At 70.0% G+C, this 20,244-nt stretch carries 22 protein-coding genes; 14 read left to right on the top strand and 8 right to left on the bottom strand.

Going from position 1 to position 20,244, the window contains the following annotated elements; translation table 11 throughout:
- Positions 1–357: 357 nt before the first annotated feature.
- Positions 358–1,317, bottom strand: a complete 960-nt coding sequence (locus tag LDL49_RS50170; protein WP_225302045.1) for a zinc-binding dehydrogenase — start codon at positions 1,315–1,317, stop codon at positions 358–360.
- 75 nt (positions 1,318–1,392) lie between these two features.
- On the opposite strand from LDL49_RS50170, the gene LDL49_RS50165 reads away from it, so the two are divergent.
- From LDL49_RS50165 to LDL49_RS50145, 5 genes are all read left to right on the top strand, one after another.
- Complete coding sequence (locus LDL49_RS50165) at positions 1,393–2,004, top strand: RNA polymerase sigma factor (RefSeq protein WP_263656535.1); 612 nt, start codon at positions 1,393–1,395, stop codon at positions 2,002–2,004.
- Positions 2,001–2,369, top strand: coding sequence for a hypothetical protein (locus tag LDL49_RS50160; RefSeq protein WP_225302043.1), 369 nt, complete (start codon positions 2,001–2,003; stop codon positions 2,367–2,369). The genes LDL49_RS50165 and LDL49_RS50160 overlap by 4 nt, the downstream gene beginning before the upstream one ends.
- A gap of 337 nt (positions 2,370–2,706) precedes the next feature.
- Positions 2,707–3,057, top strand: a complete 351-nt coding sequence (locus LDL49_RS50155; RefSeq protein WP_225302042.1) for a hypothetical protein — start codon at positions 2,707–2,709, stop codon at positions 3,055–3,057.
- Positions 3,058–3,059: 2 nt separating this feature from the next.
- Entirely contained in the window at positions 3,060–3,992 is a 933-nt protein-coding gene (locus LDL49_RS50150; protein WP_225302041.1) for an oxidoreductase, read from the top strand.
- A 155-nt stretch (positions 3,993–4,147) separates the two neighbouring features.
- Positions 4,148–4,435: a hypothetical protein gene (locus tag LDL49_RS50145; RefSeq protein ID WP_225302040.1), complete on the top strand. Its 288-nt coding sequence runs from the start codon at positions 4,148–4,150 to the stop codon at positions 4,433–4,435.
- A gap of 380 nt (positions 4,436–4,815) precedes the next feature.
- Here LDL49_RS50145 and LDL49_RS50140 read toward each other — a convergent pair whose 3' ends face one another.
- Entirely contained in the window at positions 4,816–5,097 is a 282-nt protein-coding gene (locus LDL49_RS50140) for a Tn3 family transposase (RefSeq protein WP_225302039.1), read from the bottom strand.
- Here LDL49_RS50140 and LDL49_RS50135 point away from each other — a divergent pair.
- A complete protein-coding gene (locus LDL49_RS50135) occupies positions 4,981–5,679 on the top strand; it encodes a GNAT family N-acetyltransferase (protein WP_225302038.1) in 699 nt (232 codons plus the stop codon). The two genes, LDL49_RS50140 and LDL49_RS50135, sit on opposite strands and share 117 nt — an antisense overlap.
- Positions 5,680–6,055: 376 nt before the next feature.
- Here the strand turns inward: LDL49_RS50135 and secD are convergent, their stop codons facing one another.
- Both secD and LDL49_RS50125 read right to left on the bottom strand, forming a co-directional pair.
- The gene (gene secD / locus LDL49_RS50130; protein WP_225302037.1) at positions 6,056–8,347 is read right to left on the bottom strand and encodes a protein translocase subunit SecD; all 2,292 of its coding nucleotides are present in this window, start codon (positions 8,345–8,347) and stop codon (positions 6,056–6,058) included.
- Between the two features lie 37 nt (positions 8,348–8,384).
- Positions 8,385–8,717 carry a hypothetical protein gene (locus tag LDL49_RS50125; protein WP_225302036.1) on the bottom strand — a complete coding sequence of 111 codons (333 nt, stop codon included), beginning with the start codon at positions 8,715–8,717 and terminating at the stop codon, positions 8,385–8,387.
- Between the two features lie 122 nt (positions 8,718–8,839).
- Here LDL49_RS50125 and LDL49_RS50120 point away from each other — a divergent pair, with 122 nt between their 5' ends.
- From LDL49_RS50120 to LDL49_RS50105, 4 genes are all read left to right on the top strand, one after another.
- A complete protein-coding gene (locus LDL49_RS50120) occupies positions 8,840–9,217 on the top strand; it encodes a hypothetical protein (protein WP_225302035.1) in 378 nt (125 codons plus the stop codon).
- Between the two features lie 272 nt (positions 9,218–9,489).
- Entirely contained in the window at positions 9,490–10,263 is a 774-nt protein-coding gene (locus tag LDL49_RS50115) for a rod shape-determining protein (protein WP_225302034.1), read from the top strand.
- Between the two features lie 32 nt (positions 10,264–10,295).
- Entirely contained in the window at positions 10,296–10,637 is a 342-nt protein-coding gene (locus LDL49_RS50110; RefSeq protein ID WP_225302033.1) for a TraR/DksA family transcriptional regulator, read from the top strand.
- Positions 10,638–10,694: 57 nt separating this feature from the next.
- Complete coding sequence (locus LDL49_RS50105) at positions 10,695–11,774, top strand: NAD(P)/FAD-dependent oxidoreductase (protein WP_225302032.1); 1,080 nt, start codon at positions 10,695–10,697, stop codon at positions 11,772–11,774.
- Here the strand turns inward: LDL49_RS50105 and LDL49_RS50100 are convergent.
- Entirely contained in the window at positions 11,722–13,095 is a 1,374-nt protein-coding gene (locus LDL49_RS50100) for a hypothetical protein (protein WP_225302031.1), read from the bottom strand. The genes LDL49_RS50105 and LDL49_RS50100 overlap by 53 nt on opposite strands.
- A gap of 473 nt (positions 13,096–13,568) precedes the next feature.
- Entirely contained in the window at positions 13,569–14,987 is a 1,419-nt protein-coding gene (locus LDL49_RS50095) for an alcohol dehydrogenase catalytic domain-containing protein (protein WP_225302030.1), read from the bottom strand.
- 85 nt (positions 14,988–15,072) lie between these two features.
- Here LDL49_RS50095 and LDL49_RS50090 point away from each other — a divergent pair, with 85 nt between their 5' ends.
- Both LDL49_RS50090 and LDL49_RS57800 read left to right on the top strand, forming a co-directional pair.
- Positions 15,073–15,456, top strand: a complete 384-nt coding sequence (locus tag LDL49_RS50090) for a winged helix-turn-helix transcriptional regulator (RefSeq protein WP_225302029.1) — start codon at positions 15,073–15,075, stop codon at positions 15,454–15,456.
- A 340-nt stretch (positions 15,457–15,796) separates the two neighbouring features.
- Positions 15,797–16,507, top strand: a complete 711-nt coding sequence (locus tag LDL49_RS57800) for a pentapeptide repeat-containing protein (RefSeq protein ID WP_263656533.1) — start codon at positions 15,797–15,799, stop codon at positions 16,505–16,507.
- On the opposite strand, the gene LDL49_RS50080 is transcribed toward LDL49_RS57800, so the two are convergent.
- Both LDL49_RS50080 and LDL49_RS50075 read right to left on the bottom strand, forming a co-directional pair.
- The gene (locus LDL49_RS50080) at positions 16,492–17,169 is read right to left on the bottom strand and encodes a response regulator transcription factor (RefSeq protein ID WP_225302047.1); all 678 of its coding nucleotides are present in this window, start codon (positions 17,167–17,169) and stop codon (positions 16,492–16,494) included. The two genes, LDL49_RS57800 and LDL49_RS50080, sit on opposite strands and share 16 nt — an antisense overlap.
- Positions 17,166–18,371 (bottom strand): sensor histidine kinase, encoded by a 1,206-nt coding sequence (locus LDL49_RS50075; protein ID WP_225302028.1) that lies wholly within the window; start codon positions 18,369–18,371, stop codon positions 17,166–17,168. Before LDL49_RS50075 ends, LDL49_RS50080 begins: the two co-directional genes overlap by 4 nt.
- Positions 18,372–18,570: 199 nt before the next feature.
- On the opposite strand from LDL49_RS50075, the gene LDL49_RS50070 reads away from it, so the two are divergent.
- Both LDL49_RS50070 and LDL49_RS50065 read left to right on the top strand, forming a co-directional pair.
- Positions 18,571–19,299, top strand: coding sequence for a hypothetical protein (locus LDL49_RS50070; RefSeq protein ID WP_225302027.1), 729 nt, complete (start codon positions 18,571–18,573; stop codon positions 19,297–19,299).
- A 397-nt stretch (positions 19,300–19,696) separates the two neighbouring features.
- Positions 19,697–19,864: a hypothetical protein gene (locus LDL49_RS50065; RefSeq protein ID WP_225302026.1), complete on the top strand. Its 168-nt coding sequence runs from the start codon at positions 19,697–19,699 to the stop codon at positions 19,862–19,864.
- Positions 19,865–20,244 lie beyond the last annotated feature (380 nt).

Here is a 20,244-nt window from a genome sequence, read left to right as displayed (position 1 = left end):
CGGCATCCCCAACCGCCACCCCGCACCCCGCTACGACGTGGGCAAGACCGTCAAACGCGGCCGCACCCTCGCAGCACTCCAACAATCCGGAGGATAAAGAACAAGCTGAGAAGGTGTCTCTGAACTGGTAGAACGATCTTTTCGAGCCGCACAGATATGAAAGGCGTGGGTATCTGGCGCTCGTTGAAATGCCTATGTCCATAATGGAGCCAGGATTGGGTCGACCCGAAGGACTCGTCGGCCCGCCGCGGCGATGCGCACCGCGCAGGAGCGCTATCGAGAAGTTGATGGACCGGCTCAGTGAGCAGCAGGTCGAAGACCTGGTGCTCACTGCTACCACACAGGCAGGCATGGATGTCATGTCAGAAGCACGGTCTTGCCCGTGAAGCGGCGTGCTTCGATGTCGGCGTGCGCGGTGGCGGCCTCCGCCAGCGGATAGCTCTGACCGATGATCGGAGCCAGTCGCCCTGCGGCGGCTTCGCTCAGCACATGCGTCACCCGCCGTGGATTGTCCGGCCAAAATTCCGGGAGCTGTGACATGTCCACCACCGTGAGCCGCCGCCGGTCCACGTCACTGATCACGGTCTGCGCGCCGCTGGTCATGCCGTACCCGGAGAACCGGCCACCGTCCCCGAGCAGGGATGCCGCCGCCGCGCCGATCTGGCCACCGATTCCGTCGAACACCGCATCCACTCCGTACCCGCCGGTGAGCATGCGCACCTGGTCGGGCCAGGCCGGCATGGAGTAGTCGACCGCCTCGGCACCCAGCTCCAGCGCTATGGAGCGCTTCTTCGTTCCATGCACGGCGGCGATGACCGTCGCCCCCGCCGCAAGAGCCAGCTGCACAAGGAGATTGCCGAGACCTCCTACCCCCGGCGCCACCAAGACCCGCTCTCCCATCCGTATCGGGGTCTTCTCCAGCAAGGCCAGAGCGGTGCTGCCATCGTCCATCACGGCCATGGCGCTACGCAGGTCGAGCCCCACTGGCACCGGGAAGGCGGTCTCCAGCGCGGCGATCACCGTGTCGGCATAACCTCCGCCGTACCCGTCGCTCACTGCTCGGGCGACCACCCGGGTGCCCCGCCAGCTGCCGTCCACCCCGGCCCCGACTGCGGCGATCGTACCCGCGACCGCACCGCCAGGAACATACGGCGGATCCACCGCGAACACCTCGGGACCGTTGCCGGCGCGAATCAGGGTGTCCATCCAGGTCACGCCCACGACAGCTACATCGATACCGAGTTGTCCTGCTCCCGGCGATGGTGTGGGCAGGTCAACCAGTTCCAGAACATGAGGGGCGCCGAATCGGGCTGCCATGATGGCTCGCATTGGTCTAGCATCCAACCTCAACTCGACTTGAGGTCAAGCGCACAAGGGATCGCCTGGCGGCGGATGGACGATCTGCCGCCAGGCCAGGAGGCCACGTTGTGGCTCTACGGCGTGGCACGCAACGTGCTGGCCAACCATCACCGTAGCGAGGCCCGCCGTAAGGCCCGCAGCGCCGAACTCGACCTGAAGATGGCCGATCGGTACGCCGAATCCCCCGACAGCAGGCTCGATCAGGAAGCGATCGCCCGCATATTCCGGGCCCTGCCCGACGATGACCGGGAACTGCTGGGGCTGGTCGCCTGGGAGGGCCTGGACCACAAGGAGATCGCCACGGCGCTGGGCCTGTCGCGCAACGTCGTACGCGTCAGGCTGCACCGCGCCCGCCGCCGCTTTTCCCGCGCACTGGCCCACAAGGGGCATCCCTTCAACGCCGGAAAGCCGGTTCGCGCCGGCGGAGAGGCCGCTGTGAAGAACACCGACGAGCTTGACGCCATGACCAGGGCGCTGGCCCGGGTCGCTTACGGCCAGCCGGGAGGCCACCCTGCCGACCCGGAGGCGCGAACGCTGCTGACCTTGATCACCGCCGAGGCCGAACCGGGCCGCCTCCCGCCGGGAGCGACAGGCAGCAGGTCCGCACCCCGTTTCCGGCTGCCTCGCATGAGTGGCGCATCATGATCGTCGGCGCGCTCGCCGCCGCGATCACCACGGGTGCGCTCATCCTGGGAAATCCTGGCGGAGACGGCACCCCTCGCCGGGCCATTCCAGGCCTGTACGTTCCCGCCGCCAAAGCGCAGACGGTCTTGAACAACGCGGCGCAGGCCGCTTTGCGCCGACCGTTCACCGCGCCCCGCCCGGACCAATGGGTCTACATCGCGACGCGATACCGGTACCTCGACAAGCCCGGGCCCGGTGACGTACAAAGTGCCCGGACAGCAGTTTTCTGGGGATGGCTATTGATGCCCTTCGCTCGTGGTGATCGGTTGATCCGTCCGCATTCTCATCACGCGGTCGGTGCCCGGCGAAGAGCTGCCGGCCCGTAATCGGGAGGGGCCGTCGTTTCACGGCTCAACGAACTTGGTCGGGGTTGAGTGGTGGCGGCGCTGCGGTTCGCGAGGCCGCCGACGTGGGTTGAGCCATTGTCGGCCAGTTCTTGTGAAAGATCGTCTCCAAGCTACTTGACGCGACCTGTCCAGTACTTGATAGTTGGCGTCAAGTAGCTTGGAGGTGCCATGAGGAGGAGCTCCCGTCCTGGGGCGAGCTGACTTCCCAGCTGATCGGTCTGGTGGAGGTGCGCCTGCTCGATCCGCTGGAGATCCTGCTGGAGTCACGATCAGATTTGTCGCGGGTGCGCAGCCGGGTGGTCGAGCGCGCCGGGGCGTGGGCGCTCGCGCTGGTAGTGAGGACGAGGACATCGCCCGGTTCACCGCGATCCGCCTGGTGATCACGCTCTATCCCGGTGACCACGGCTTCAACCCGCCGCCAGGGTGGTGGCAGACCCCGCTCGGCCAGGTCATGGTCCGCAGGGTCGGCCACCCGGCGGCGGAGGCCCTCTCCTACGCGGTGGCGGGCGCGATGCTCGGCATCACCCGTCAGGGCGTCCACGACCTGGTGACCCGGGGCAAGCTCGACCGGCATGAGAGCGGGGGCGTGACGACCGCCTCGGTACAGCGACGAATCACATCATCCGACGCGCGAGAGACCCGACCGCGCACCACGAGAAGAGGCTAACAGTGAGTCACGAGAGTAAGCCCGCCGCCATCGCGGGGCGGCTCCAGCCAGCCGAAAACCTGAGCGTCAACCGGCTCGGCTACGGCGCCATGCAGCTTCCCGGCCCGATGATCTGGGGCCCGCCCGCGGACAAGGACGCCGCGCTTGCGGTGCTGCGCCGGGCGGTGGAACTGGGCGTCGACCACATCGACACCAGCGACGCCTATGGCCCGCATGTCGCCAACGAACTGATCCGGGAGGCGCTCCACCCTTACCCCGAGAACCTGGTGATCGCCACCAAGGTTGGTATCGTTCGAGACGAGTACAAGACGTTCAACGCCGAGGCCGGCCCTCAGGCGCTCCGTGACCAGGTCGAGGAGAACCTGGCGACCCTCGGCCTGGCCCAGTTGCACCTGGTGTACCTGCGAGTTGGCGGTGACGGCATGCTCTTCCCCGCCGAGACCCCCTTCGAGGAGTCCTTCGGCGCGCTCGCCCAACTCTGGGAGCGGCGCCTGATCCGCAACCTCGGGCTGAGCGGTGTCACCGTTGAGCAGTTGGAGAAGGCCCGCGAGATGGCCCCGGTAGCGTTCGTGCAGAACCGTTTCCACCTGCTCGACCGGGGCGCGCTGGAGGTGTTGCGCTACTGCGAGGAGCACGGCATCGCATTCGTGCCGTATTTCCCGCTGGTGTCGGGCATGCTGAACCCGGCCATCGACAAATCCCAGCTCCCCCCGGGCATGGCAATGACTGATGGCCAGGAGACGGCCCTCGATGCAATCGCCGCCCGGCACGGCGCCACCCGCTCGCAGATCGCCCTGGCGTGGCTACTGGCGGTGTCCCCGGCAACCCTTCTGATCCCCGGCACCAAATCCATCGCCCACCTGGAAGAGAACCTCCGGGCTGGGTCGATCGAGCTGACCGACGACGACATCGGTGAGTTGGGCAAGATCGCCTGATCAGCGCACGTTCGGGCGGCCCGACTGAGCGGGCACCCGCGAATGTCAGGCCGTCAGCAGCCGACTCAGGACCTTGCCGAAGCTGAACGTGGGGATGACGGCTCTTTGGGCTTGGGCCGGCCCTGCCTGCGCCTGGCGGCGACCGGGACATACCGGTGCCCGCCGCCAGCACCGCCGCCGGCGCGTCGACCGGCTCCGGATCGGTGATCATCCCCTACCGGCACCAGGTCTGCGGCGCCGACGAACTACCTGCTGGCTACCGGCTTCTCCTACAGCCCGTGACCGGCGCGGGCAACCCGCTGATCTGCAAACACATCTGCCAAGCGGCCGGGCTGGGCACCGAATCGGGGCAGGTGGAGGGCACCCGGGCCAAGCTGAACCGGTTGGCCGAGCGGGGCTGGCTGCGCAAAATGCCGAACGGGAGTTTCGCCCCGCCATCCTGACCTCGCCCTGACCCCCGCCCCCTGACAGGGGCGCTTTCCGCAGCACCGGGCCGCAGCACCGGGCCGCGGAGCGCGCCCTCGGCAGGGGTATGGCGGTTTGTGACAACAACCAACGAGCCCGCCGAGGGCACACCCGCTGTCTATCAGGTCCGGCTGCCGTTGCCGGCCAAGACGGGGTGCCATTAACCGATGTGACACCGGGCACCATATAGGCCCTGACCTGGGAAGCCGAGCGTCCTCCGCTTCCAGCTCGGCTAACGCGGCGGCCTGACCTGTTCGGTCTGGCCTGCGGCACGCGGCGAAAATGGGATCACGCGGCTGGTGGTCACGACACAATGCAGGGATGACAGAGAGTAACGACCGGCTTCGCGCCGAGCACATCACGCCTTGAGCGTCTGCGAGTGCACCACCACCGAGCCGCGTTCGACGTGCCAGTGGCGCACGTAGCGCAGATCCTCCCCACTGTGGGCGTGCGCGCCGGAGATCATCTGCCGGATGCCGCAGTTGGTGCCGTAGGCGTAGATGACCAGCATGACGTCCTGTACGTGGAGGGTAAGGCGGTCGACGACTGCCTGGAGATGCTGGACCTGCTGGTCGTCACCGAGCTGCTGGGCAAGGCCGAGGCCGCGACCAACAAGAATCGTTGGACGTCTGTCGGACATCCTGCGATCATCCGCACCGTGACAGATGAAGCCGATCGCCAGACGTCGTTCCCCACCAGTTCGAAGCACGTGCGCTTCGTCGAGTTGTCGAGCGCTGCGCTGTCGGCTCTGCTCGATGGGGATCTGCCCGCGGCCGGCAACGCGGCCGGGGTCGCGCTGACTGAGTACTTCGTGACAGACAGAGCACGGTGGCTGTGGCGGATTCGGATCGACCAGATGGCCGCTGATCCCCGCCACGCACCGTGGATAGCGCGGCAGGCGGTGACGGGGCCTGAAGGTGTCGTCGTCGGTCATGCCGGGTTTCACGGACCGCCCGATGAGGCGGGCATGGTAGAGATCGGCTACGCGGTTGCTCCTGACTTCCGTCGCCAGGGGTACGGCCGAGCCATCCTGATCGAGTTGCTGCGTCGGGCCGCGGCCGAACCGGCGGTCAAGACCGTACGTGCGACGATCAGTCCAGATAATGTGGCGTCCCTAGCCACGATCGCCGGCTTCGGCTTCGTCCAAGTCGGCGAAGACTGGGACGAAGAGGACGGTCTCGGACTCATCTTCGAAGTCCCTTCCAACCGCCGTACTCATTGATCAACTGAGTCGCGGCTTGCCGTACCCGAGCCGCTCGTTTGGGGCTCATGACACGTTTCTTAGCGGCCCCCGTCTTGCCGCGCGCCCACTCCACCTCGTCGACCGCAGAGGTGAACACCTCCGCCAGTTCCCGCGCTGACACCGCCCGCACGAACCTTGGGTAAGCCGTGCGGCCGGTCAACGCCACCTGAACCCCTGGAAACCATCACTAATCAGCGTGAAAGCCAAGATCCTAACGGCTGGTCAAGCCCGCGGCCCGCTGTCAGCAACGCTCACCCAGTCGCTGAGCCGGCGCTGGTGAGGGGGGCGGAGGGCGGGGCGCTCCTGTGGCGTGGATGACTCCTCTGCATAGTTCCATCGGGCGCCCCGCGCGGTGCTACAGGACCGCGCCCGTGCCCTGCCGGCGGCGTTTGCGCGGCTGGGGCGGCTGGGGTGGGGGTTGCTTGCTGAGGCGTTCGAGCTCGATCGCGAGGGGGCCGGCCACGAACGATGACGACGCGGTCCCCACCACGATGCCGAAGATGAGCGCGATGGCGAAGTCGCGCAGCGTGTCACCGCCGAAGACGGCCAGCGCGGTGAGGATGAACAAGGCGCCCAGGCCGGTGTTGACGGTACGCGGCACGGTCTGCAGGATCGCCGCGTTGACGATGCCGGGGAAGCGTGCCTGCCGCGAGGCCTGCCATAGTTCGCGGACGCGGTCGAAAACCACCACCTTGTCGTTGATTGAGTAGCCGATGATGGTCAGCATGGCTGCCAGGAAGACCCCGTCGATGGGTTTGCCCAGCCAGGCGAACAGGCCGAGCACAGCGAGGGTGTCCACGACGAGGGCCATCACGGCGGCGGCGCCGAACGTCCAGCGGAATCTGACGGCCAGGTACAACAGTTGCGCCGCCAGCGCCACGGCGAGCGCGATGAGCGCGTTGCGGCGCAGTTCGTCGCCCAGGCTGGGGCCGATGAGCTCGTCGCGTTGCTTGGTCACTTCGCCGAGCCGGGTATCGAGTGCCTGCTCGATGGCGGCGGTGTCGTCGGCGCTGATCTGGCCGGCACGCACGGACACGCTGGTGCCGGAGCTTTGCACGTTGACCGCCGGGTAACCGGCCTCGGCCACCGCCTGCCGCGCAGTCTCGGCGCTCACCGGTTGCGCGGCCGTGTACTGGAGCATCCGACCGCCGGTGAACTCGATGCCGAGGTTGAGCCCGTGCAGGGCCAGCCCGGTCACGGCTGCGGCGACCAGGGTGGCGGCCGCGGCCAGCCACCGTCGGCGCCCGGCCATCAGGGACGGGTTGCGCCGGGTGATCCAGGCCCTGACCCGGCCGTGCACCGCCAGCCCGGACAACCGGGCCAGCCGGGGGCTGGTCCCGCTGAGGATGAGGTGGGTCAGGACACGGGTGATGAGCATGGCGGAGACGAGTGAGGCAAGGACGCCGACGCCCAGCGTCACACCGAATCCGCGCACCGGCCCTGAGGCCAGCCAGAACAGCAATCCGGCGGCCAGGAGCGTGGTGATGTTGGAGTCGGCGATGGCGCTCCAGGCGTTGGCGAAGCCTCGGTCGAGGGCGGCGCGCAGGCCGCGGCGCGGGGCGCGGCCATACTCTTCACGCGCTCGCTCGAAGACCAGCACGTTGGCGTCGACCGCCATGCCGATGGCCAGAACGAACCCGGCTAGGCCGGGCAGGGTGAGCGTCGCGCCGAGGGCGAGCAGGGCGGCGTAGGAGATGAGCCCGTAGGCGGCCAGCGCGAGGGTGGCCAGCAGCCCCGACAGCCGGTAGGTGAGGATGATGAACAACGCGGTGAGCAGGACACCGGCGATGCCTGCCTTGGCGCTGGCCTCGATGGCCTGCGCGCCGAGCGTGGGGCCGACGGTGCGCTGCTCGATCAAGGTGAGCGGGACGGGCAGGGCGCCGCCCTTGATCAGCACGGCCAGGTCTTGTGCCTCCTGGTGGGTGAAGGAGCCGCTGATCTGGGTGGATCCGCCGGGGATGCCGATCTGGCAGGGCACGCCCGCATCGACTTGGGGCGAAGAGATGATCTCGTTGTCCAAGACGATGGCGACCCGCCGCTGGGGGTTGCCCGGGCTGTGGCAGGCGGCCTCGCCGGTCAGCCGTTGCCAGGCGGCGGCGTCGCGGAAGTCGACGGTGGCGAACCAGCCCGGCCCCTGCTGCGGGTCGTTGCGTGCGGCGGCGTCGCTCACCCCGTCGCCGGTGATCGCGGCAGGGCCGAGCCGCAGGCGTTGCCCGCCTTCGTCGGCCAGGACTTGCCCGGATGCGCCGATGCCTCTGCTGGTGGGGGTGCCTTGATCGGCGCTGGTGTCGTCGGCTTGTTCCAGGACCGGGTGGAAAGTGAGCTGGGCGGTCTTGCCGATGACTTCGGCGGCCTGGCGGGGGTCGAGCACCCCGGGCAGCTCGACGATGATGCGCCGATCGCCGGAGCGCAACAGGGTGGGGTCGACCACGCCGAGCGCGTCGGCGCGCCGGCGCAGCACGTCCAGGGCGCGGTCAGTGGCCTCGGCGTCGGCCTTGGCTGTTGAGGCGTCTCGGGTTTCGAAGACGAGTTGGGTGCCACCGCGCAGGTCCAGCCCTAGACGTGGCGGTGTGGTGACGGTGAACAGCAGTGCGGTGGCGGCGATGGCGCACGCCGCCACCGCGCGCCAGAAGGGCGCGCGGGACATGAAGCCTCCACGGGCTGTCGAAGAAGGAAAGGGGACGTCAGCGCGTCGTGGAGGGTGGCGCTCGTGCCGGCGCCTGACGGGCGGGCGGCTGAGGTGCCGCGGTGAAAGGCCGGGCGAGGGTCGTCAGGGGCCGCGCCCGTGGACCGGGCCGTTCGGTGGACGGCAGTACGGCCGGCCACATCGGCAGCGCGGGCGCGCTGCGGGCGGGATGCAGCCGGGGCAGGGCCGCGTCCTGCACGGCGTGCTCGGACGGGCCGCTCCACCAGGTCGCAGGCGTTGCGGTGACGGGCAGCTGGGCGCTGCCAGGGGCGGGGCCCAGCAGGAAGGCCGACAGCAGCAGGAGCAGGACGGCGGGCAGTCTGCTGCGCACGTCTCCTCCTGGCAGTTTACGGGTCGGGTCTTGGCGGTCACCGTACCCCGGCCCCGGCGCGGGTCGTACCTGCGATGGAACGGCATGCCCCTTTTCGCGCCGTCTGGGCTATGGTCTGCCCTATGACGGGACCGTGGAGAACACCACGAGGGTCCATCGCGTTCGTCGGCGTGATGGGTCTGGTCCTGCTGTGCTTGGTGCTGGCCGGAGCCACCGGCAGTGCGAGCGCCGACGGCCCGATCGCGCCTGAGAATTCGCTGTCCGGCCTGGCATGGAGCCCGGACGGTGGGGGCGGTGACCTGCCCGGCCTGCCCCCGCAGGCGGGTAGCGCCCGTGAGCACCACGTGCTAGCGCTGTGGCCGCCATTGCGCGGCGAGCGTCACGATGAGCCCGCTTATCTGGCGCTGTCGGCGTCGCCTGGCTCGAAGGTCGATGAGCTCCGCGATCCGCAACAGCTCGCGCACCGCACTGCGGGTTCGCGCAGCCCGCCGCTCATCTAGCTGACGCTACCTCTCTCCGAAGGGCTGCGGCCGCTCGTGCCGTGGATCCTGACGCCGCATGTCCCGAGCCGATGGACTGCGCCCTCGTGGGGCTGGTCCATGCTCGCCGTCGCCTTCGGAGCCCTCTCGCGGTCCCTGCAGCAGGGCCGTGTTCCTGTACTGCCTTCCTTTGGCCTCAGCAAGGAGCCGATCATCGTCATGTCCGTTGTCGAATCAGTTCACGCCTGGCCGCGGCTGGAGCGGCCACAGCCGGCATCGCCGGGAGGTGCGAGGTGAGCACCGCGCAGCGCTTCGTGGCGCTCGACCTGGGTACCGCGCGTACCCGGTCGCTGTCATTGAGCGGGTACGCCATCGTGGACCGGCCGTCGTCGGTCACCCGGCCGCTGTCCGGCTCCGGCCTGGCGGCCGCGCTGTGGCCCGTCCGGCACGGCATGGTGGCCGACCCGGACGCCTGCCTGCGGCTGGTGCGGCGGCTGCTGCAGGACGCCCAGGTATCGGAGAGCCGGCCGCGATGGGTGCTGGCCGGCGTGCCGGTGGCGGCCTCGCCGAGCGATCGCCGGGCGGTCCGCGCCGCGGTCGCCGAGGCCGCCGGATGCGAAGTGGGCCTGATGGAGGAGCCGCTGGCCGCAGCCGTCGGCGCCGGCCTGGACATCCTCGATTCCCGGCCCTGCCTGGTCCTGGACGTGGGGGCGGGCATTGTCGAGGCCGTCGCCATCGCGGACGGGGCCGTCACCGACGCGGTCGCCCTCCAGCTCAACGCCACCACCGGCGAGGGGCTGGTGTCGTATGCGCTGGAGAGCGTCATCGAGATGACGGCGGGCCTGGTGCGTCGCCTGCCCGCCGCTTCGCGTCCGGCCGCGCGCGAGCGGGGTCTGACGGTCACCGGCGGCGGTGCTCACCAAGAGCAGCTGCTGGCCCGCCTCCGTGCCGCGCTTCGCCTGCCGGTCACAGCGACCCCCCAGCCGCAGCACGCCACCATCCGCGGCCTGATGCGCCTGTGCCTGCAGCCGGCTCTGACGGCCGCACTCGCCCCGCGCGTCCGCTGACGTCTTCGCTTCGCAAGAAAGGACCTTCGATCATGACCGACAGCCACGCGACCTCACACCTCAGCAGCGTGCAGCTTGAGTCGCTGCGCCAGGACCTGACCCAGCAACGGGAGCAGCGCAGCCGGTACCTGGATAGGCTGCGGGCACAGGAGCAGGACGGTAGCGGCGCCGACGGCACCTGGCAGGAGCTCCTCGCCTCGATCACCGCCGCCGAGCGCGCCGTCGCCGAACTCGCTCAGGCCTACGACAGGCTGGAGGCCGGCATCTACGGCCGCTGCGGCCACTGCCAGGCGGCCATTCCGTTCGAACGGCTCAAGATCCGGCCGCTGGCCCGCAACTGCATCGACTGCCAGCGGCGGCACGAGGCCGCCTGACAACCAGTGAGAGGGGAGCGGGGTCGCCCCGCCCCCTCTGGGCACCCGGAGCCGCACATGATCACATTGGACCGCCTGGTGAACGTGCTCGGCGGGTACGGCGTACCGTTGTGCGGCCGTCCCGAGACCCGCTCGGCCTGGCTGCGCAGCGTGGCGGTGCCGGATGCCACCGACCGCCACGTCACCGGTGATCTGCTCCTGGCCGTCGGCACCTCCTCGATCGCCGAGGCGGTGCGGTGGGCGGCCGCCGCCCACGCCGCGGCGGTCCTGGTCCGCCCCGTCGAGACCAGCACAGCCACCCCCTGCGCCTCGCCGAGCGCGGCGGCCGAGCGCGAGGCCGCCGCGCTCGGCGATCAGCTCGGGGTGGCTGTGCTGGTGGCCGATTCCGCGGTCTCCTGGAGCCAGCTCGTCGGCGTGGTGTACGGGCTGGTGCTGGAGAGCCGCGAGACCGCTTCGGGACGCGGCCCGACCGACCTGTTCGCCCTGGCCGACAGCCTGGCCGACACGATCAGCCGGGCGGTGACCATCGAGGACCGGCACTCGCGGGTGCTGGTCTACTCCCGCTCCCAGCAGGCGGGGGATCCGGCCGGCAGGAAGGTGATCGTGCGCTCGGGCAAGGGCACCGTCCTGTCGGCCGACGCGGTGGTGCTGGCCACCGGCGTGTGGCTGCCCCGCCTGGCCCGGCAGTGGGGCGTGCGCGTCCCGGTCCGGGCCGGCCGGGGCTACTCCTTCACCGTGCCGGTGGACCACCCCGTCCCTGGCCCGATCTACCTGCCCGACGTACGGGTGGCGTGCACGCCGTATCGCAACGGGCTGCGCGTGGCCGGCACCATGGAATTCCGCGACCCGGACGCCCCGCAGGTGCCCGCCCGGCTGGGGGCCATCGTCGCCTCCGCCCAGCCCCTGCTGCGCGGTGTGCACTGGGACGAACGCACGGATGTCTGGGTGGGCCCTCGCCCGATCACCCCGGACGGCCGGCCGCTCATCGGCGCGACCAAAGCCCCCAGTATCTACGTGGCCGGCGGTCACGGCATGTGGGGTCTGGCCCACGGCCCCATTACGGGGCGGCTGCTCTCCGAGCACATCACCACCGGCAAGCAGCCCACCGCCCTTGCCGACTTCGCCCCCCTGCGCTGACGGGCTTCTCCTGTCCGGCCGAGCGCGCGGGCTGGTCGCGGAGGCCCGAGCAGGGCCAGGCCCTGGCCGAAAACGCCAGCGCCCACCGCTCCTGCGCTTCCCCGAAGGGGCCCTGATGACCCAGGTTCTGCCCGCTCGCATTCTGGCGGAAGCCTCCTCCAGAGCCAGCCGGTGCACGCTCGACCAGCGTTCGAACGGTCAGCTTGGCTGCAGGCCCCAGCGGGCGAGCCGGTCGGGGCGGTCGAGACTCAGGGCGGCGAGGTCCGTCGTGGCGACGTCGGACAGCATCCTGCGGTGGTCCCGCGCGCAGGCCCGCCGTCCAGATCTCGGCCATCCGGATCAGCCACTCCACCCGGTCGTCCGGGCCGGTGATGGAACGGGCCGCGGACTCCGACCGGTCGGCCGAGGCAGGGGTCCGGCCCCCGCCGATCTCCACCAGGCGGGCGAACGTGATCGCGCGAAGGTGATCGTCCTCGATCGCGGCGGCGATCTCCTCACCTCGTACCGGATCGCCTGTCCGGACCAGCGTCTCGGCCAGGTCGGCGAGCACCTCCACCTGCTCGCCGGGGTCGGTGAGCGTGGCGGCCAGCCGCTCCCCCTCCCCCACCGCGTGCGCGGCGCGGTCGCGCTCGTCGAGGTCGGCCCACGCTTGGGCGCGCTGCGCCTGCACCAATGCCTGAAGTACGGCTCGGTGACCGCCTCGGCCGCGCTCTCGGCGTCGTCCGCCGCCTCGCGGGCCCCTTCTGGGTCGAACTCGGCCCCCACCCACGCCGGCCAGAACACCATCAGCACCCGGGCGGCGGCGGTTTCGAGCGACCAGGCGACGTGCTCGGCCGCCGCCATGTCGCCGGCCGAGGCCAGGGCTTCCACGAGCTGGGACCGCAGCGCCTCCGGCGGCATCGGTGACGTCGGCGGCGTAGCGGGCGGACAGCTCCGGCTCAGCGGCCCCTGCGCAGGCTGCCGCCAGCAGGAACAGCCCCTCGTCGCGGTCGTCGGGATCATCCAGCGGCCGGGCCCGCTCCGGCTCCTCCGCCTCCACGAACGCCAGTGCGTGCTCCACGATCAAGGGCACGTCAATGGGTCCGCGTGTCTGGGCGTGTGCCGTGGCCTCGGCTCGTTCCATCGCCTGCTGGGCCCGGTCCGGCTCGCCCGCCGCGACCAGGGCCTTGGCCAAGGTGGTCAGCATCTGCGCCCGCACCGCCACGATGTGCTCCGGAAACCTGGAATCCAGGTCGGCCGCCTTCTCCGCCCGCCGGGCCAGCAGGCGAGCACGTTCCGGCTCGCCTGCGGCGGTGAGTTCCCGCGGAGAGACGCGCGGCATGTCTTCACCTGCGGGCCGGCTCGGCTCGGGGCGAGGCCCGAGGGAGGTAGATCGCGGAAACCCGCGTCCACGAGTGCCTCGCGGATGCCCGGATCGTCGGCGCTGTGCTCGCGCAGGACGGCGACAGCGGCGTCGATGATGGCTTCGCTGATGGCCTGCTCGAGCTCGTCTACGACGTCCGGATGCGCGCGCCACCACAGCCCGGGAGATCACCCACCCCCGCCAACTCACCCTCTGACAACCGTCGAATCGCTGGCGCCGTCCTCGGCCCTCGGAACCCTGCAAGGGTTGCGCCGGTTCCTTCCCCTCGGACGTGCGTCATCGTCGATGCCTCCACTGCTGGAGCGCGACGCCGCTCTGCGCCGCCTTGAACAACGCTGACCTGCGGTGCTCGGCGACCCGGGCAGACGCGGGCGAACAGCCCGTCCTCGATGCGTCAGATGGATTCGGCGTTGATGGTCACGGCGTCTCTGTCAGATGGTCACGGCGAGCTTGCCGACGGCTCCGGCGGTGAAGTCGGCGATTGCGCGCGGCGTCTCGGCCAGCGGGTAGGTGCGGGCGACCGGCACCCGCAGGCGTCCTTCGACCACGTCGGCGGCAAGCCGGGCGAGGGTGGCCGGGCTGGGGTCGGCCATCACCGCCGTGGCCTTGATGTCCCGGCCGGGCTCGTCGGGCAGATAGTGAAGGGTGGAGGCCAGCCGCCCACCGTTGGCCAGCAGGGCGGCGACGGCCGGTCCGTCGCCCGCCAGATGCAGCGCGGCATCCACCCCGTCTGGTGTGATCGCGCGTACCTGTGCCGGCAGGTCGGTGTGGTCGACGGCCCAGGTGGCACCCAGGCCGGTGACGAAGGCGGCTTCGGCTCCGGGCCGGGCGGTGGCGATCACCCGGGCGCCGCGGGCGGCGGCCAGTTGGACGGCGAACGCGCCGACGCCGCCGGTCGCACCTGAGATCAGGACGGTTTCCCCCGGTGCCGGGGCGACGGCGTCGATGGCGTTGAGTGCGGCGGTGCCGGCCAGTCCCAGCACACCCGCGCGGGTGTGGTCCAGCCCGTCGGGGATCTTCGCCAGGCCGTACTGCCGACTCACCACCACGTACTCGGCGTAGCCGCCCTGTCCCAGGGTCGGACGCATGACCACTCCGAACACGTCCTCACCTGGCGTCAGGCCGGTCACGTCGTCGCCGACGGCCGCCACGGTGCCGGCGAAGTCCTTGCCGAGCACGACGGGGAAGTCGTAGTCGTAGACGCCCTTGAGGTAGCCGTTCAGCACGCCCAGGTCGAAGCCGTTGACCGAGGAGGCCAGCACCCGGACCAGCACTTCCCCGGGGCCGGCCTCGGGTACGGGAAGGTCGGTGGCCGCCAGGTCGGCGCCGAAGTCGGTGAAAGCCATGGCACGCATGATGATCACTCCGTTTTCCGTAGCAGATGATGCGGTGGCCTGCCGCCAGGAAGAGCGCAGGACGGCGCGGGCGACAGCCAGTTCGGCCTCGTCGCGGGGGGCGTACAGCATCACGATCGTGTCCGGCCACTCAGGACGACGGCTGATCGGATGCGGCTCGATCCACCCGGCTCGCTGCAGCGGCTCGATGAGCGGCACGGGCACGGTGAGATGGAGGAACCCCGAGCGGTGAATGTGCCCGAACTCGTCGGGGCTGGGGTGCAGGAACGCCGCCCATGGCCCGGCGGGCTCATGCAGCCGCAGCGCCAGCGAGGCGGGCTCGGACACCTGACTGGGGCCGGTGAACACGCCCGCCAGCGCCTGGGCGTCCGCCACCAGGGCGTCCCTGATATGCGGCGGGGAGAACTGGTCGAGCTGGTCATGCGGGATCTCCCGGCCCGTGGTCCGTGGGCGAGGGCCGGATCGGAGTGGGGGATCGGTCAAGTCGATGCTCATCGCCACAGCACTTTCTGTGCGTTGGTTACTTCTTGTGCGCACATCGAGTCTGGTCCACAATGCCGCCATGACGGAAGAAGGCACTTTGACCCACGCAAGGCACACCGATGTGCGCGAAACGATCGGCGAGGACCACCCGACCTGCCAGCTGCGCGACATCCTCGACCGCGTTGGCGACAAATGGAGCGTCCTGGTGATGAACCTGCTCGGCAGCGGACCCAAGCGCTACTCGGAACTGCAGCGCAGTATCGAGGGCATCTCCCAGCGGATGCTCACCCTCACTCTGCGCAGCCTGGAGCGCGACGGCCTGGTCGAGCGCACCGTCACCCCCACCTCCCCGCCCCGGGTGGACTACGCCCTGACCCCCGTCGGGCAGACGCTCTCAGTCCAGGTCTCCGGACTCATCGCATGGGCCGAGCAGCACCGTGAGTACGTGGCTGCCTCCCGCCTGCGCTACGACGCGCCGTGACCCGCCAAACTGGCGTCGGCCCGCGCGAGCCTGCAGTCTCCGCGAGGGCTTCTGGGGCGTCGGGCCGAGTTGAGCAGAGCGCTCTGCCGTGATTGCTCACGGCGTGTTTTGTGACCAGCCCACGCAGCGGGAGGAGGCGGTGGACATGAAGATCTGGAAGGTGCCGGTCGGCAGGGGCTCGGCGACGGCGCGCAGCCACTAGGCGATCGCCGCCGACCACACCCACGCCGCTCGCATCGCTGGGCTTTGCCCCCGAAGGAGAGATCGCGGCCCAGAACACGGGACCCAGGTCCGCCTGACCGCGCAACGCATTCTCACCGCACATCTCCGCTACAACTCCTTGGCCTCACGGTGGCCATCACGCCGCCTCGACCCCAACCGTCACCACTGGCCGAGCACCCGTCTCGACCTCGCCGGTGCCGTTCTCACCGACTTCGACTTCAGCAACTGCCGCGTCGGCGCCGCCGACTTCGGCGAGGCGGCCTTCACCGGCGACACCCGGTTCGGCGAGGCGACCTTCTTCAGCGCCGCCCGGTTCATCGAGGCGGCCTTCTCCGGCGACGCCTGGTTCGTCGGGGCGGTCGGGCTGGGGAGGGCGAAGCTGAGCGGCGTGCGGCTAGCACCGGTGGCCGATGGGCGGCGGGTGTGGCCGGCCGCCTGGCGGGTGGAGGCGGGCGTGGACGGGTGGCAGACCCTGCGCCTGGCGGCGGCCCCGGCACAGGACACGACGACGGCGGAAGGCGGCCCAGCCCCGCAGCCGGAGGCTGCTGCGGCGCCCCCTCCGCCTCCGCCGGAGAGCCGTCCGGTGTCGCCGGGCAGCTTCGGCCGGCCCTCAGGCCGGTGTTCAGGACACCGCCGGGTGCTGCGGACGACCGCCACCGTGGCACGGAGCCCGCCGCTGCGGCGACGGCCTGCTGCGCCAGCCCGGCCGCCGCCGAGCAGGCAGCCCAGAGCGGTTGCTGCGGCCAGGCCCCCGGGTCGGGTGTCGTTCCGCGGCCAGAGGCGACCCGACTTCGTCACAGCTGTGCTCGACGATCACCTCGGAGGGTGAGGGTCTTCACCGGGTCGCACGTGGCCGGTCTCATAGGCAGCGACGACCGCCTGCACCCTGTCTCGTACGCCCAGCTTGGCGAGCACATTGGACACATGTGTTTTGACCGTGGCCTCGCCCAGGTACAGCCGGCCGGCGATCTCGGCGTTCGACATGCCACGAGCCATCAGGCTCAGAACGTCTCGCTCGCGCTCCGTCAGCGTGGACAGTATTTCGGCGCGGTGCGTACGCGTGGGCGTAGCTGCTGCGAACGACTCGATGACACGCAGCGTGATGGAGGGGTCGAGGAGGCCGCCGCCGGACGCCACGGTGCGCACCGCCTCGACCAGTTGTTCCGGAGGCGAGACCTTGAGGAGAAACCCGCTCGCACCGGCCCGTAGCGCTCCCTCGATGTAGCCGTCCTCGTCAAAGGTGGTCAAGATCACTACCTTGACCTCCCGGTGCGCGGCGAGAACACGCCGTGTGCCTTCGATGCCATCGACGTCTGGCATCCGGATGTCCATGAGAACGACGTCCGGACGCGTCCGTTGGACGACTTCGACGGCGGACGCTCCATCTTCTGCCTCACCTACGACATCGATGTCGCGTTGGGCGGTGAGAATCATCCGCAGACCGACGCGGACCATCGCCTGGTCGTCGACGAGCACGACCCGGATACTCATGGCCACCTCCGTCGGATCGGGAAGCACGCGGTCACCGCGAACCCGCCCTCGGCGCGGGGGCCCGCCTGAAGGGTTCCGCCGAATATCGCGGTACGTTCGCGCATGCCGATCAAACCGTGCCCGCCGGTGCGGTCCGCACCGGGCGGGCGGTCGGCCCGGCTTCCGGGGAGCCCCGCTCCCCCGTCTGTCGCCTCGCCTGCCCCGTCATCGCGCACCTCGATCGTCACGGTGTCCGCGGCGTAGCGGATGGCCACCTCGGCCTGGCCGCCGGGCGCGTGCCGCAGGACGTTGGTCAACGCCTCCTGGAGCACCCGGTATGCCGAGACGTCCAGCGCCTGGTGCAGAGGCGCCGGCACGCCCTCCACCCGCAGTCGGGCGGGCAGACCCGCCGCACGTACATCGGCGATCAACTGCTCGGCCAGGGCGAGTGACGGCGTCGGCGCCGTAGGGGACTCCGAACCTGATCTGCGCATGATGCCGACGAGTGACCGCAGCTCCTCGACGGACTGGCGTCCCAGCCGCTCAAGCCCGAGCATCACCTCACGCTCGGCCGGCCGGTGTTCCAGCACGTCCTCCAGCTGGCTCCGCAGGCCGCCGATCTGCAGCGTCATGATGCTCACCGAGTGGGCGACCGCATCGTGGATCTCCCGGGCTATGCGGGTCCGTTCCTCCATGACAGCGGCGTGCGCCACCGCTTCCCGCTGGGCGTCCAGAGTCGCCGCCATCTCAGCGAAGGCACGGCTGCGTCGCTGCTCGCGCTGGACCAGGACGCCACTCCACCAGCCCACAACGAAGATCAGCGGGAAGAAGACATTCACCCAGGAGAACCCGGCACGGATCGTGTCGGAGGCCGCGTAGATCACCATGGCGGCGATGAGAGCCCAGCGCGACCGGCGGACAGGCTCCCCGAAGCCGGCCCAGCCGACGGCGAGCAGCGTGGAGATGAGCCCGACCCCGCCGGGCCCGGGGATGTCCAACAGGATCCCAACGGGATAGAAGGCGGCGGCGACGACGACACCGATGGCCGGCCGCCATCGGGCAAGCACCAAGCCCATCGGAACCCAGGCGGCGACCACGCTCAGGTGAACCGGCGTCGGGTCGAAACGCTCGTTCGACAGCGCTTCGACGACCGAGAGCACCCCCATCGTCGGCGGCAGCAGCCACGTCAGAAGCCGCAGGTCACCCGGTCGCCGTCCTCGCATGCTGCAAATGCTAAGCGTGACGGGGCACTGGTGGTTCCCCCCTGCGACGGAGGGACCGGCCCCCGTCTTCCCCCTCCCGGCGGAGGCGGATCAGGCACCTGACTGCGGAGGCGCGTTGAGAACGAGGTGAGTGACGATCGATCACATCACCGACCGGCCCGCCAACGGCCACGGGGCGATCCTCGAAAGGATGTAAACCATGACCACCAGCCCGTTCGTTCCCGGAATGGACCACGGCAGGAAGTCCACCGCCGCCATCGAAACCGCCGAAGCACCCCTCAGCACCCGCCGGCGAGGGGCCCTGCATCTCCTCGCCGGGACCGCTCTCATCGCAGGCCCCGTCCTGTTCGCCGCCGGCATGGCGACCACACCGGCGGCCGAGAGCCTCGACGGCGTCGTGTACGTCGCGTCTCTGGGGCGCGACGCCACCCAGACCCAGGTCTCCGCGCTGTTCCTGCACTACGCGAACCTGCTGTTCGGGCTGGGCATCCTCGCCGGTCCGGCACTCGTGCGCAGCCGCCGGGGCTTCTGGCCGGTACTTACCGGGTCCGTGCTCGCCGCCATCGGCTTCGCCAACCTTTCCGGCATGCTGCTCAGCGACTGGTGGAACCTCTCGGCCGCTACGCACCTCACTCCGGACCAGGCCGCAACCGTGTTCCAGGGATTCCAGCAGTCGTCGTTGCTGGCGCTGTGGGACGGCACCACTCCGTTCAACCTGCTCGGCCCGGTCCTGGTCCTCGTCGGGCTCCTCCGCGCCGGTGTCGTGCAGTGGTGGACGGTGCCGCTGTACGTCGCCGGCGTCGCCGGCCTCATCATGATCCCGGCCGACCTCCCTCTGGCCACCGCCGCCGCGGTGCTGGTGGGTTTCTCGCCGCTGGCTCTCATCGGCCTGCGCCTCGTCGGACGCTATCGCGCCGGCACGATCTGATCCCGTCACCGTGGCGGCCCTCGCCGCCGTTACGGGCGCCGTGGCCATGCCGCGAGCGCGGTGAAGGACAGAAGGAGTACGGCGGTTCGCGGCGGATCCTCCACGATCGGCGTATGCTCCACCGCGGGCAGCAGTTTGACCGTCGCGCTGCTAGCGGCCCTGCTTCCGGAAGCAGGGCCGCTAGCAGCGCGACGCCCCCGCTGAACAGGCGGGAAGCAGGTAGCAACCGTCGGCGACCTGACCCCGGAACCGGCTCCCACGGGTGTCGGCGACCCGGGCGCGTGCTGCTGCCGACACAGGTAACGTCCGCGTTCATCGTCGGTGTCCGCTCGCGCGCCTGTACGGGAAAGGGCGCCGAGCCGCGGCGTACGGCCCCGATGCGGGGAAGAACGGGTACATGTACCCGGGCCGGATCCGGTGGGTCGAGGTCGTTGAGCAGGCCCTAGCGGTGATCGCCGCCTACGAGGGCGGGGTGACGCTGCGGCAGTGTTTCTACCGCCTGGCCGTGGCCGGCGTCATCCCGATTTTCTGGGCCAGGATGCTCTGTCGCGTGACGTTGCACTGAGCTGAGTCCCCTGGCGATGTGCATCAGTTCTATGGCCCTGTCGTGCTCGTTGTGTTCTGTACGCTCTCATGATCCTTTGAGGATGAGAGGACAGGGTGGGTGCGAGCGTTTCCCATTGAGATGCCGTCCGGGCTGACCTACTGGACGGTGCTCGACAGCGACCTGGAAGTGGTCGCAGCCGCGGACCGGTTCTTGCGGCAGATCCGGCTCGGCCAGGACGGCGCCGAGCTGACGACGAAGACCTACGCGGGCGCGGTCGCATTGTTCTGGCGGTGGTGTGTCCGTACGGGGCGCGACTGGCGTACAGCTGCTGCGGACATGGGGCTGTTCATGACGTGGCTGCGACATGCGCCGAAGGAGATCTCGGGTCCTGATCCGGC

It is taken from the genome of Nonomuraea aurantiaca, from assembly GCF_020215705.1.
Classification (GTDB): domain Bacteria; phylum Actinomycetota; class Actinomycetes; order Streptosporangiales; family Streptosporangiaceae; genus Nonomuraea; species Nonomuraea aurantiaca.
Note: the sequence above shows the minus strand (reverse complement) of the source record. Positions and strands in the feature narration are given on the sequence as shown.